Source organism: Bradyrhizobium sp. 25ACV, from assembly GCF_054863005.1.
On the sequence record NZ_JAVAYO010000001.1, the window covers coordinates 734742 to 748579 of the forward strand.

Genomic DNA, 13838 nt, shown 5'->3' on the forward strand with positions numbered 1-13838 from the left:
CGCCGTGCCCTCGACCGGCCATGGAACCGGCCTTCACAGCCGGGCGTCGCCTCAGACCCATGGATTGGCGCCCGCGGAAGGTCGACCGAATCAACCATGATGGAGGGCGAGACAAAACACCACCCTCCCCACAATCTTCCCTCGGCGGCGTAATTCTTCGCATTTCACCCCTCGGACTGTTGATTTGAACAGTTCCAGTTTGCCGGACACATTGCGCCCCTGAGTTCAATCGGTGGATTGGGCCAATCAGGGGACTGCGATGGCAAACCTAACAATCAACGGAAAAACCTTCACTCTCGACGTCGAGCCGGATACGCCGCTGCTCTGGGCGATTCGCGAGAATGCCGGCCTGACGGGCACCAAATATGGTTGCGGCATTGCACAATGCGGCGCCTGCACCGTGCACATCGAGGGCGTCGCCACCCGCTCCTGCGGAGTCTCGGTCAGCGAAGCCGAGGGCAAGAAGATCACCACCATCGAGGGGCTCGCCTCCGGGGATACGCTGCACAAGGTACAGGAGGCCTGGATCGCCCAGGACGTGCCGCAATGCGGCTATTGCCAGAGCGGCATGATCATGGCGGTGGCGGCGCTGCTGAGCGAGAAGCCGAAGCCGACCGACGCCGATATCGATGAGGCCATCACCAATATTTGCCGCTGCGGCACCTTCCAGCAGGTGCGCGAAGCGATCCACACGATCGCAAGCGCGTAAGGAAATCCCTACATGAACAAGCATGTCTCGCCGCGGCTCAACCGCCGCGCCTTCGTCATCGGCACGGCCGCGGTCGGTGCCGGCCTCGCCATCGGCCTCGACCTCCCCTTCGGCGGCCCCGCCGTGGTTCGCGCCGCCGACGGCTCGCCCGAGATCGGCGCCTGGGTCGTGGTCAGGCCCGACGACACCGTCGTGATTCGCATCGCCCGCTCCGAGATGGGCCAGGGCTCACTCACCGGTCTCGCCCAGCTCGTCGCCGAGGAGCTCGAATGCGACTGGACCAAGGTCACGACCGAATATCCGACACCCGGCCAGAGCGTCGCTCGCAAGCGCGTATGGGGCGATTTCTCGACCGGCGGCAGCCGCGGCATCCGCTCCTCGCAGGACTATGTCCGCAAGGGCGGCGCCACCGCGCGCGTGATGCTGATCCAGGCCGCCGCCGACGCCTGGAAGGTGCCGGCCTCCGAATGCGCGGCCGCGAACAGCGTCATCACCCATACGCCGTCCGGCCGGACCACCACCTACGGCAAGGTCGCCGAGGCCGCCGCCAAGCTGTCGCCGCCGGCCGAGGTCAAGCTGAAGGACCCCAAGGACTGGAAGCTGATCGGCAAGGGTGTGAAACGGCTCGACACCGTCGACAAGACCAACGGCGCCATGATCTACGGCGCCGACATCAAGCTGCCGGGCATGCTGAATGCCGCGATCAAGGATTGCCCCGTGTTCGGCGGCAAGCTGAAGAGCTTTGACGAAGCCAAGATCGCCAGCATGAAAGGCGTCAAGAAAGTCGTCAAAGTCGGCGATACCGCGGTCGCGGTCGTTGCCGACACCTGGTGGCACGCCAAGACCGCGCTCGAGGCGTTGCCGATCGTCTGGGACGAGGGCGACAACGCAAAAGTCTCCAGCGAGTCGATTGCGAAGTGGCTGGCCGAAGGCCTCAACAACGACCAGCCGGCCTATGTCGGCAACAAGAACGGCGATGCGAAGGCCGCGATTGCCGGCGCCGCCAAGAAGGTCGAGGCCGTCTACTCCTATCCCTACCAGAACCACGCCACGATGGAACCGATGAACGCCACCGCGCTCTACACGGCGGACAAATGCGAGGTCTGGTGCGGCACGCAGAATGGCGAGGCGGCATTCGCAGCGGTGCTGGAGGCCTCCGGCCTGCCGGCGGACAAGTGCGACGTGCACAAGGTGATGTTAGGCGGCGGTTTCGGCCGGCGCGGCCAGACCGACTATGTCCGCCAGGCCGTGATGATCGCCAAAGAGATGCCGGGAACGCCGGTCAAGCTGTTGTGGTCGCGCGAAGAGGACATGGCGCATGGCAGGTATCACCCGATCACCCAATGCAAGATGACCGGCGCGTTCGACGCTAACAACAATCTGGTCGCGCTACACTACCGCCTGTCCGGGCAATCGATCCTGTTCTCGCTGCGCCCCGAAGCGCTGCAGAATGGCATGGATCCGGCCGCCTTCCAGGGCGTCGCCCAATCCGGCGAAGCCGCGTTCGGCTATTCGGTGCCAAACCTGCTGGTCGAGCACGCGATGCGCAACCCGCACGTTCCGCCGGGCTTCTGGCGCGGCGTCAACGTCAATCACAACGCGATCTACATGGAATGCTTCATGGACGAGCTGGCCCAGGCCGCAGGCCAGGACCCGCTCGAATTCCGCCGCAAGCTGATGAGCAACCATCCCAAGCATTTGGCGGTGCTCAATGCGGTCGCCGAGAAGATCGGCTGGACGACGCCGGCGCCGCAGGGCGTCTATCGCGGCATCGCCCAGGTCATGGGCTATGGCAGCTATGTTGCCGGCGCCGCCGAAATCTCGGTGACCGATGGCAGCAAGATCAAGGTGCATCGCATCGTCGCCTCGACCGATCCCGGCTACGTCGTCAATCCGGCGCAGGTGGAGCGGCAGATCGCGGGCTCCTTCGTCTATGGCCTCTCCGCGCTGTTCTACGGCGGCTGCACCGTCAAGGACGGCAAGATCGAGCAAACCAACTTCGACACCTACAACTCGATGCGCATCAACGAGATGCCGAAGGTGGAATCGGTGATGGTGCCGAGCGGCGGGTTCTGGGGCGGTGTCGGCGAGCCGACCATCGGCGTCGCCGCGCCGGCGGTTCTCAACGCGTACTTCGCCGCCACTGGCAAGCGCATCCGCTCGGTGCCGCTGCGGGACCAGAACATCACCTTCGCCTAAAAGCAGCCGCGGCGGTCCTATCGGCCGCCGCGGCATTCTACGGACAAGATTCATGAATGCGCCGGTGACACGGCGGAATGCCGTTCTCGGCATCACTGCCGCGGCCACATCGTTTGCCGTCCCCTCGATCCTCCGCGCGCAATCGGCAGGCCGCATCGTCGTGATCGGCGGCGGCTTTGGCGGCGCGGCCTGCGCGCGGGCGCTCAAGCGCGCGCAGGCGGGCTTGCAGGTGACGCTGATCGAGCCGAACAAGACCTTCACGTCGTGCCCCTTCAGCAACGAGGTGATCGCCGGCCTGCGCGAGATCGAAGCGCAGCAGTTCGGCTATGACAGGCTCGCCGCCGAGGGCATCACCGTCGCCGCTCAGGCCGCTACGGCCGTCGACGCGCAAAAGCGCAGCGTGACGGCCGCCGATGGCACCACGTTTGCTTATGACCGCCTCGTCCTTTCGCCCGGCATCGACTTCCACTTCGAAGCCCTGCCCGGCTATGACGCCGCATCGGAGAAGATGCCGCACGCCTGGAAAGCCGGCGCGCAGACGCTGCTGCTACGCCGGCAGCTGCAAGCGATGGCGGACGGCGGTACGGTCGCGATCGCAATCCCCGCCAATCCCTTGCGCTGCCCGCCGGCGCCTTACGAGCGTGCCAGCCTGATCGCGCATTATCTAAAGACGAACAAGCCACGGTCAAAAGTTCTGATCCTCGACGCCAAGGACAATTTCTCCCAACAGCGGCTGTTCGAAAAGGCGTGGAAGGAGCTCTACGGCGACATGATCGAGCGCATCGCGCTGTCGCAAGGCGGCCGCGTGACCTCGGTCGATCCGGCGACCATGACCATTGTCACCGAGTTCGGCAACTACACGCCAGATGTCGCCAATGTCATTCCGCCGCAACGCGCGGGACGCATTGCCGAGATCGCAGGCGTGGCGGACCACACCGGCTGGTGTCCGATCGATCCCGTGACCTTCGAGTCGAAGCTCGTCAAGAACATCCATGTCATCGGCGACGCCTGCCTCGGCGGCGGCATTCCCAAATCGGCCTCGGCCGCAAGCGCGCAGGGCAAGGCGTGCGCCGCTGCCATCGTCGCTTTGCTCGCGGGCCGAGCACCCGAGACGCCACGGCTGACAGGCGTCTGCTACAACACCGTCGCGCCAGGCTATGGATTTTTGCTTGCAGGCAATTATCAGCCGAAAGGCGACATCTTTGCCGAGGTCGAGGGCGGCGCGACCAGCCCGGTCGATGCCCCGCGCGAATTGCGCGCCCGCGAGGCGACCGAAGCCGAGCGCTGGTTTCAAACCATCACGGCGGACACCTTTGGCTAAATCCTCCATCCATGGCGTGGCGCTGATCGCTGCCAATCTGGCCTTCGTCAGCGTTGCGCGCGCGGACGAACTCGCCTCCTACAAGGTAGCCGGCGACGGCATTGTGGAATCGCTCACGGGCACGCCAGGCGATGCCGTGCGCGGCCGCGCGCTGGTGCTGGCGCGCACCACGACCTGCATCCTCTGCCATTCCGGTCCCTTCCCGGAAACGCGGTTCCAGGGCGATCTCGCACCTGACCTCACAGGCGCCGGGAACCGCTGGTCGGTGAGCCAGTTGCGGCTTCGGCTGGTCGATGCGGCCCGCTTCAACCCGGAGACCATCATGCCGTCCTATTATCGCAACGATGGCTTCGTGCGTGTCGGACGCAATTTCACCGGCAAGCCGATATTGTCGGCGGCGGAGATCGAGGACATCGTGGCTTTTCTTGCAACGCTTCGCGACTAGGACTGTTCATGCCAACCACGCGACGACAATTCTTGAGCCTCGCCGGAGGCATCACTGCCGCCGGGACGATCCCGATCGTCACCCTGCGTCCGCTTCACGCGACGCCAGCGATGCTCAACACCGCGATCCGCAACGCCGTCGGCGAAGCGCCGATTCGCACCGGCAAGGTGAAGCTCGACATTCCGCCGCTGGTCGAGAACGGCAATACGGTGCCGGTGACGGTGAGCGTTGCAAGCCCGATGACCGCTGACGACCACGTCAAGAGCATCCACATCTTCAACGAGAAGAACCCGCAGCCGAACATCGGCAATTTCTATCTCGGCCCCTCCTCCGGCCGCGCCCAGGTCGCGACCCGCATCCGCCTCGCCGACACCCAGAAGGTGGTTGCGATCGCCCGCCTGTCCGACGACACGTTCTGGCAGGTCGCCGTCGACGTGGTCGTGACGCTGGCCGCCTGTACCGAGGAGATGAACTGATGGCCGCGCTCATCAACGTTCCCGCGAAGGCCAAGCGCGGCGACGTCATCGAGATCCGCACGCTGACCTCGCACATCATGGAAACAGGCTTCCGCCACACCGTGGACGGCAAGCTGGTGCCGCGCGACATCATCACGAGCTTCACCTGCCGCTACAACGGCGCCGAGATCTTTCGCGCCGACCTGTTTCCGGCGATCGCGGCCAATCCTTATCTGTCGTTCTTCACGATCGCCAGGGAAAGCGGCAAGTTCGAGTTCGAATGGATCGGCGACAACGGCTATTCGTCCACTGCGTCGGCGTCGATCACTGTCGAATGAGCGTTTGGCACGCGATAGCAGCAGCGGCGTTGTTCGCCGCAGCCCCTGCCCTGCTCGCCGGTGAAATCCTGCCCGACGCGCGCCGGTCCGGCTACTCCTTCATGGGCCCGGACACGCGCGCCATGCAGGATGACGACACCTCCAATCCGGGCATGCTGTTCGTGCTCGACGGCGAGGCCCTCTGGACGAAGAAGTCCGGCAGCGCCGAGAAGGCCTGCGCGGATTGCCATGGCGATGCACGCAGCAGCATGAAGGGTGTTGCCGCACGCTACCCGGCCTTCGACAAGGCGCTCAGTCGCCCCGTCACGCTCGACCAGCGCATCAATCTCTGCCGCACCAATCATCAACAGGCGTCGCCATTGCCTTACGAGAGCCGCGAGCTCCTGGCGCTGTCCGCCTTCGTTGCCCATCAATCGCGCGGTGTCGCGATCACCGCCGGCGACGATCCGCAAGCAAAGCTCTTCGCGGAGCAAGGCCGCGACCTCTTCATGCAGCGGCAGGGCCAGCTCAACCTCGCCTGCACCAATTGCCACGACGACAATTTCGACAAGCGCCTCGCGGGCGCGCCGATCACGCAAGGACAGCCGACCGGCTATCCGCTCTACCGCCTGGAATGGCAAACGCTGGGATCGCTGGAGCGGCGGCTGCGCAGCTGCATGAGCGGCGTCCGCGCCCAGGCCTATGATTACGGCTCGCCCGAGCTGGTCGCGCTCGAGCTCTATCTGATGTCGCGCGCGCGCGGCCTGCCGATGGAGACGCCGGCCGTGCGGCCCTGAAACGAACGCGGCCGGCATCGGCCGGCCGCTTTACGGAAGTCCGCGCCGTTACCTACTCCGCCGGCGCGGCGGACATCTCGGGATGCGCGGCATAGTGTTCGCCGGCGCCGAGCTTGCTGGCCGCGAACAGGCCGGCGGCCATCGCGGCGTAGGCGAGCGCGACAGCGGGCGTGACACCGAATCCACCGCCAATGCCGACGGCCTCGCCATGCATGAAGCCGAAATAGGTCAGGACCGCACCGACCAGCGCGAAGCCTGAGGCCTTCTCGAAGTCGCGCTCGATGATGAAGACGCCGATCGCGCCCAGGATGAGGCCGCCGAGGATGGAGCCGCCGCCCATGACCTCGAGGCCGTGATAGAACACACCCTGCTGCGGCAGCGCGGCGATCGCAGCAGCCTTCACCGCGTCGGCCTTGTCGGCCGCCATGCCGCCGACGGTTGCCGCCGCATTCATGGTCGAGCCGAGCATCGTGTCGATCTGCAGCTTGGCCCAGGCGGCCAGATGCGGCGTCAGCGCCAGCACGATCGCGGGCGCGTGCTTGACCGGCGTGGTCTGAAACGCCTGCGCTCCGATCAGCATGCCGATATAGAGCAGGATCGGCGAGATCGCGACCACGGGCACGAGCGCCAGCAGCACCGAGATGATGCCGAACCAGGCCAGCACGATCACCATGATGCCGGTTGCGGCGGAGTAGCCGATGCGGCCGCCCATCGCTTTCCAGCCGGGATGGCCGATATAGACGGCGTTGATGAAAGGATTGCCCATCAGGCAGCCGATCAGGCTGACGACGCCGTCGGCCGTGAGCACCCGCGTGGTCGGATATTCGTCGCCGGCGGCTTCCGCGCTCTCGACATTGTCCATGGCTTCGACGAGGTCGTAGATGCCGAACGGAATGGCGGTGACCAGGATGATGCCGAGGAATTCGAAGCCGGAGAACACGTAGCCCACGGCGGGAATCGGCACCGAGAAGCCGAAATTGGCGAAGGCATCGCCGACGCCCTTCACGCTCAAGCCGCCGAGACCGAGACCAAACAGGTTCGAACCCCAGGCGATGATCATGCCGACGGCAATCGCGACAAGACCGGCGGGAATGCCGCGCCAGTATTTCACGCCGCCGAACCAGCTCACCAGGATGATGGCGAAGCAGACGAGACCAATCTGCGGCGTCATATACATCTCAAGCGCCGGGCGCATCGAGATGAAGGTGACGGAAACGCCGGCAAGCGTGCCGAGCAGCGCCGCGCGCGGCGTGATCTTGCGGATGAACGGCGCGATGAAGCCGCCGATCATGAGAATGAAGCTCTGGAAGAACACCCAGACCAGGCCGGCCGACCAGCCCTTGAGCGGGTCACCGGTCTTCAGCGTGATCGGCAGCATGATCACGAAGGTGACAATGAACATGTGCGGCACGCTGACGCCCGAGGGCAGCGCGCAGACGTCGTTGCGGCCGGTCTTCTGCGCCAGACGATAGGCGAGGTAGGCGTAGTAGAAGGTCGAGAGGCACATCATCAGCCCGAGCGCGGGCAGGATGCGGCCGAACACCAGGCTGTCCGGCATCTTCAAAACGAAGCGGAGGAGCCCCGTGAGCACCAGCATGTTGACGAGGATGTTGGTGCCGAAGCCGAAGAACGCGTTCCAGTCGCCCGATGTCCATAGTGCCGGCCTGAACTCGGACGTATTGATCTCAGACTTGCCGGTCGTCCCCGTCAATGTGCTCATGACAATACCCCTATGTGGTCGAAACCTTCATTGCCTCCAGAACCGCGGCCGAGGTTGCGACCCAGCCGAAGATGCCGCCCTGGGCCTTGATCATCTTCAGGCCCATCTCGTGAAACTCGGGGAAGTAGGACGCGCAGCCGTCCGACATGACGACGCAGCGGTAGCCGCGGTCATTGGCTTCGCGCACCGTGGTGTTGACGCACACCTCGGTGGTGACGCCGCACACCAGCAAATTCTCGATGCCGTATTTCTCCAGCACGTCGGAGAGCTCAGTGGCGTAGAACGCGCCCTTGCCGGGCTTGTCGATCACGATCTCGCTGTCGAGCGGATAGAGTTCGGGAATGATGTCGTGACCGGCTTCGCCACGGATGAGGATGCGGCCCATCGGGCCGGGATCGCCGATGCGCAAAGACGGCGCGCCGCGCTCGACTTTCGCCGGCGGCGCATCGGAGAGATCGGGCAGATGGCCCTCGCGGGTGTGGATCACCAGCATGCCGGTGTCGCGCGCCGCCGTCAGCACGGTGCCGATCGGCTTCACCGCGCGCGCAAGCTGGCTGACGTCGTTGCCGAGCGTCTCGCCGAAGCCGCCGGGCTCCATGAAGTCGCGCTGCATGTCGATGATGAGAAGCGCGGTGCTCGGCCAATCGAGCTTGATGGGCTCGGGCTCGGCGCTGATGACGCCCAATGTCGACTTGCTCGAGTCCAGCATGACGCCCGCCCCTCGCGAGAACTCTCTTTGCCGGAGTTCTGCAAGCGCCGTGCCATTGTGTACAATTGCGGTGGAGCGTGGGCGGCGAGAGAATTTGAAGTGCGCTCAGACGGTTAGGACGCAGATCGACGTCTGCTCATTCCCTGTGCGACGGCTTCGCGAAGAGCATTTGCCTAAGGGATGAGCGGCCGATTGGCAGCATTCTTCCCTTCTCCCCTTGTGGGAGAAGGTGGCGCGAAGCGCCGGATGAGGGGTCTCTATCCGCGCGTACCATAGTCAGCGTCACCGCGGAGAGAGACCCCTCACCCGTCTCGCCGCTGCGCGGCGAGCCACCCTCTCCCACAAAGGGGAGAGGGTGCAGTCATCACCCCTACGCCCCATACAGCTGCCGATACTCTTCCTCGTACGGCGCATAGGAGTCCTTCATCGTCGCCATGTTCAGCAGCATGGTGGCGACCATGCTGCCCGCCTTGTCGAACACACGCGTCCTGGCCCAGGCGCTTTCCGTGCGGCGGCTGCCGGAGAGCGCGACGATCTCGCGCTCGACCGCGTACTCCTCGTCGACGAAAAGCGGGCCCTTGATCAGCCGGATCTCCTGGTCGGCGAACAAGCCGACGGCCGGCCCCTTGGCCGGCAGCGGATCGTCCTTCGAGCGATACTGGAACAGCACGCTCAGCATCTCCATCGGGATGATGGGCTTGCGCCACGGATTGTCCGCGCCGGAATAATAGGACGAGTTCTCGGTGATGACGGCGAGCTTCTGCCTGAGGGAGAAGGGATAAAGGTCGCCCATGGTCTGATCGAACGTCATGCGGACCGTCTGCCGCTTGCCGGTCTGCGCCACCTTGACGTCGCGCAGGATCACGGGGTCGGCGAACGGCTTGAGCTCGGCGAGGCGCGCCTCCAGCGCCGTCGCTGCGTGCGGCTCGCCGACGGACGCCGAGCCGCGCAGCACCTCCGTGCCATCGCGCTTGACCATTTGGATTTGGCACTGGCTTGTCCCGGGCAGTGGCTTCGACAGGATCGCCTGCACCTCCTCACCTTCATAGCACACGCTGCGATAATGCGCGGACAGGCAGCCGGTCTCGAACCAGGCGCGTCCCCACAGCTGCGCGCCGAGCGGGGCGAACTGGCTGAAATGCGTCGGGCCCTCGATGGTGCCGCCCTTGAAGCCGAGCTTCTGCGCGGTGGCGTCGTCATGAATGGACGCGTGCGCGTCGTAGGTTTGCGCTTGCAGCATCTGACGCGGCTGGCGCCACGGTCCGATCAGGGCCTCGGCCGTCGCTGTGATCTCGGTGTCGAATGCGCTTGCAGCCATGATGTTCTCCACTGGAAGCCATGACTAGCAGGAGCGCCACGGATGCGGCCAGCGATATTGACTTCGCGGGCCCATGCTCTTGACTGCGATCTTCCGCTTCGCAAAGCCGCAAACCTCCCGCGGCGCAAAATCCCTCGCCGGATAGTACAACGAGGACTGCCGAAATGACGCTGTTGCAGGTCGAGCTGGACGACAAATACCGGCTCGAATCGAAGCGGATCTTCCTGTCCGGCACGCAGGCCCTGGTTCGATTGCCGATGTTGCAGCGCGAACGCGACCGGCTCCAGGGCCTCAACACCGGCGGCTTCATCTCCGGCTATCGCGGCTCCCCGCTCGGCATGTACGACCACGCGTTGTGGCGCGCAAAGTCGCACCTCCAGCAGCATGACATCGCCTTCGTCCCGGGCCTGAACGAGGATCTGGCTGCAACCGCGGTCTGGGGCAGCCAGCAGGTCGGCCTGTTTCCGGGCGCCAAGGTCGATGGCGTATTCGGCATCTGGTACGGCAAGGGCCCCGGCGTCGATCGCTCGGTCGATGCGCTCAAGCATGCCAATGCGGCCGGCACCTCGCTCAACGGCGGCGTGCTGGCGCTGGCCGGCGACGACCACGGCTGCCAGTCCTCGACGCTGGCGCATCAGAGCGAGCAGGTGTTCGCGGCGGCGCTGATCCCCGTGATCAATCCGGCGACGCTGCAGGACTATCTCGATCTCGGCCTCTATGGGTTCGCGCTGTCGCGCTTCTCCGGCTGCTGGGTCGGCTTCAAGGCGATCAGCGAGACCGTGGAAAGCTCGGCGTCGATCGACAGCGACCCTGAACGCATCAAGATCGTGCTGCCCGAGGATTTCGAGATGCCGCCCGGCGGCCTCAACATCCGCTGGCCCGATCCGCCGCTGGATGCCGAGAGGCGCCTGTTCGGGCCGAAGATGGCCGCGGTGCAGGCCTTCGCCCGCGCCAACCAGCTCGACCGCATCGTGCTTGATTCAAAGCCGGCACGGCTCGGCATCGTCGCCACCGGCAAGGCCTATCTCGATCTGCGCCAGGCGCTCGCCGATCTCGGCATTACCGACAAGGACGCGCAGGATCTGGGCCTTCGCATCTACAAGGTCGCGATGACCTGGCCGCTGGAGGAGAGTGGCGCCAAGCGTTTCGCCGAGGGTCTGCAAGACGTGCTCGTGGTCGAGGAGAAGCGCGGCTTCATCGAAGACCAGCTGATGCGCATCCTCTACAATATCGATGCGTCCAGGCGCCCGACGATCACAGGCAAGCGCGACGAGCGCGGCGCGCCACTGCTGCCGAGCGAAGGCGAGCTGACGCCGACCATCGTCGCCTCCGCGCTGGTGGCACGCTTGCGCAAGCTCGGCCATCATAGCCCGGTGCTGGAGCAGCGCCTCGCCCGGCTCGAGACCTTCGACAATCCTGTCACCACCAGCACGCAGATCAAGCTCGCGCGCACGCCGTTCTTCTGCTCGGGCTGCCCGCACAACACCTCGACCCGCGTGCCCGAAGGCAGCCGCGCCATGGCCGGCATCGGCTGTCACGGCATGGCCCTGAGCATGCCGACCCGCCGCACCGATCTGATCTCGCATATGGGCGCCGAGGGCGTGAACTGGATCGGGCAATCGCCCTTCACCACCGAGACGCACATCTTCCAGAATCTTGGCGACGGCACCTATACGCATTCCGGGCTTCTCGCCCTTCGCGCGGCTTCGGCCGCCGGCATCAACATCACCTACAAGATCCTCTACAACGACGCCGTCGCGATGACCGGCGGCCAGCCCGCCGAAGGCGCCTTCAACGTCGCGCAGATCGCGCATCAGGTCTGGGCCGAGGGCGTCAAGCGCCTGGCCATCGTCTCGGACGATCCGGGCAAGTACCCGCAAGGAAATTACTTCCCGCAAGGCGCGACCATCCACCACCGCCGCGAGCTCGATGCCGTGCAGCGCGAGCTGCGCGACATCGAGGGTCTCACCGTCGTGATCTACGACCAGACCTGCGCCGCGGAAAAGCGCCGCCGCCGCAAGCGCGGCCTCTATCCCGATCCCGCCAAGCGCGCCTTCATCAACGAACTCGTCTGCGAAGGCTGCGGCGATTGCTCGCAGGCCTCCAACTGCGTCTCGGTGCAGCCGCTGGAGACCGAGTTCGGCCGCAAGCGCCAGATCGACCAGTCGAACTGCAACAAGGACTTTTCCTGCGTCGAAGGTTTCTGCCCGAGTTTCGTGACCGTGCATGGCGGTTCGCTGAAGCGCATGAAGACCTCGGCGGTCGATTCCGGCCAGCTATTCGCCGATTTGCCGTTGCCGCCCGCACGCGAGCTGGACGCGCCCTACAACATCCTCGTCACCGGCATCGGCGGCACCGGCGTCATCACCATCGGCGCCCTGCTCGGCATGGCGGCCCATGTCGACGGCCGCGGCTGCTCGGCGCTCGACTTCACCGGCCTGTCGCAGAAGAACGGCGCCGTGATGAGCCATGTCCGCATCGCACGGAGGCCCGAAGACATCTCCGCGGTCCGCATCACCACGGGCGGCGCGGACGTCATCCTCGGCTGCGACATGATTGTCTCGGCCGGCCCCACCGCGCTCAGCCGCGCCGAACGTGGCGTGACCAAAGCCTATATCAACGCCGATCTGCAGCCGACCGCGAGCTTCGTGCAAAATCCCGATCTCGACTTCGAGATGGGCACGATGCAGACGGTGCTGCGCGACGCCGTCGGAGACAAGAACCTCGATATCATCGATGCCACCGGCATTGCCGCCGCGCTGATGGGCGACAGCATCGCGACCAACCCCTTCATGCTCGGTTTTGCCTTCCAGAAGGGCGCGATCCCGTTGTCGCTGGAGGCGCTGCTGCGCGCCATTGAGATTAACGGTGCCGCAATCGAGATGAACAAGCTCGCCTTCACCTGGGGGCGCCTGGCCGCCCACGACATGTCGCGAGTGCGCAACGTGCTCCAGTTCAAGAGCCGGGCGTCGGCGCCGACGAAGTCGCTCGACGACATCATCGCGACCCGCACGGAGTTTTTGACCAGCTATCAGGACAAGGCCTATGCCGACCGCTATCTCGCGGCCGTCGCCAAGGTACGCAAGGCAGAAACATTCGCCTCGCCCGCGTCAACCGAACTGACCGAGGCCGTCGCGAAGAATCTGTTCAAGCTGATGTCCTACAAGGACGAGTACGAGGTCGCACGGCTCTACACCGACGGCAGCTTTGCGAAGAAGGTGTCGGAGAAGTTCGACGGCGACTTCACCCTGAAATACCATTTGGCCCCGCCGATCTTCGCCAAGCGCGACAAGACGACGGGCCGGCTGCAGAAGCAGGAGTTCGGCGGCTGGATGATCCATGCCTTCGGCGTTCTCGCCAAACTCAAGTTCCTGCGCGGCGGCGCCTTCGACCCGTTCGGCCGCACCGAAGAGCGCCGGACCGAGCGCAAGCTGGTTGAGGATTATCTCGGCATGATCGATCAGCGGATCGCGAGGCTGAAAGCGGAGCAGATCCCGCTGCTGGCAAGGCTCGCGAGGGTGCCGGAGACCATCCGAGGCTTCGGCCACGTCAAGGAGGCCAACATCAAATTGGCGGAGGCTGAGAAGGCGCGGCTGGAAGCGGAGCTGGAGAACAGCCGTTTTGCGGCGGCGGCGGAGTAGCGAATGGTCGCACACTCTTTCCGCGCGTCGTTGCGACGAGCCCTTGCGACGAAGCAATCCAGAGTCTCGCCACATACTCAGTGTCATCGCCCGGCTTGCCGCCTTCGCTGAAGCTTCGGCGTGCCAAGCGCTCGTGTGGGCCTCGGCGTAGCCTTGGCGGAGCCGGGACCGGGCGATCCAGTACTCCGAGGCGTTTGTGATTGAACC

Annotated in this window: 10 protein-coding genes and 1 pseudogene; 8 read left to right on the plus strand and 3 right to left on the minus strand. The window is 65.0% G+C overall.

All coding sequences use genetic code 11. The features are described from left to right. The first annotated feature begins 259 nt into the window (after window positions 1-259). From RAD04_RS03235 to soxA, 7 genes are read left to right on the plus strand one after another with little or no spacing between them, the layout of a single operon-like run. Window positions 260-709, plus strand: a complete 450-nt coding sequence (locus RAD04_RS03235) for a (2Fe-2S)-binding protein (protein WP_165637755.1) — start codon at window positions 260-262, stop codon at window positions 707-709. A 12-nt stretch (window positions 710-721) separates the two neighbouring features. Beyond that, complete coding sequence (locus RAD04_RS03240) at window positions 722-2908, plus strand: xanthine dehydrogenase family protein molybdopterin-binding subunit (protein WP_461622599.1); 2187 nt, start codon at window positions 722-724, stop codon at window positions 2906-2908. 52 nt (window positions 2909-2960) lie between these two features. Further along, the gene (locus tag RAD04_RS03245; protein ID WP_461622600.1) at window positions 2961-4229 is read left to right on the plus strand and encodes an FCSD flavin-binding domain-containing protein; all 1269 of its coding nucleotides are present in this window, start codon (window positions 2961-2963) and stop codon (window positions 4227-4229) included. Beyond that, window positions 4222-4674 (plus strand): sulfur oxidation c-type cytochrome SoxX, encoded by a 453-nt coding sequence (soxX, locus tag RAD04_RS03250; RefSeq protein ID WP_461622601.1) that lies wholly within the window; start codon window positions 4222-4224, stop codon window positions 4672-4674. The genes RAD04_RS03245 and soxX overlap by 8 nt, the downstream gene beginning before the upstream one ends. Before the next feature lie 8 nt (window positions 4675-4682). Beyond that, window positions 4683-5150, plus strand: a complete 468-nt coding sequence (locus RAD04_RS03255) for a SoxY-related AACIE arm protein (protein WP_461622602.1) — start codon at window positions 4683-4685, stop codon at window positions 5148-5150. Beyond that, window positions 5150-5467, plus strand: a complete 318-nt coding sequence (soxZ, locus tag RAD04_RS03260; protein ID WP_461622603.1) for a thiosulfate oxidation carrier complex protein SoxZ — start codon at window positions 5150-5152, stop codon at window positions 5465-5467. The genes RAD04_RS03255 and soxZ overlap by 1 nt, the downstream gene beginning before the upstream one ends. Next, on the plus strand, window positions 5464-6243 hold the full coding sequence (soxA, locus tag RAD04_RS03265; protein ID WP_461622604.1) for a sulfur oxidation c-type cytochrome SoxA: 780 nt from the start codon (window positions 5464-5466) through the stop codon (window positions 6241-6243). The genes soxZ and soxA overlap by 4 nt, the downstream gene beginning before the upstream one ends. Before the next feature lie 52 nt (window positions 6244-6295). Here the strand turns inward: soxA and RAD04_RS03270 are convergent, their stop codons facing one another. The 3 genes from RAD04_RS03270 to RAD04_RS03280 all read right to left on the minus strand — a co-directional run bounded on the left by RAD04_RS03270 (window position 6296) and on the right by RAD04_RS03280 (window position 9990). Continuing rightward, window positions 6296-7963 carry a regulator gene (locus RAD04_RS03270; protein ID WP_461622605.1) on the minus strand — a complete coding sequence of 556 codons (1668 nt, stop codon included), beginning with the start codon at window positions 7961-7963 and terminating at the stop codon, window positions 6296-6298. A 10-nt stretch (window positions 7964-7973) separates the two neighbouring features. Then, the gene (locus RAD04_RS03275; protein ID WP_461622606.1) at window positions 7974-8672 is read right to left on the minus strand and encodes a cysteine hydrolase family protein; all 699 of its coding nucleotides are present in this window, start codon (window positions 8670-8672) and stop codon (window positions 7974-7976) included. Window positions 8673-9042: 370 nt separating this feature from the next. Further along, on the minus strand, window positions 9043-9990 hold the full coding sequence (locus tag RAD04_RS03280; protein WP_461622607.1) for a hypothetical protein: 948 nt from the start codon (window positions 9988-9990) through the stop codon (window positions 9043-9045). A 152-nt stretch (window positions 9991-10142) separates the two neighbouring features. Between RAD04_RS03280 and RAD04_RS03285 the strand changes: the two are divergent. Beyond that, window positions 10143-13631: pseudogene (locus tag RAD04_RS03285) on the plus strand (indolepyruvate ferredoxin oxidoreductase family protein); the annotation flags it as partial. Window positions 13632-13838: the final 207 nt, after the last annotated feature.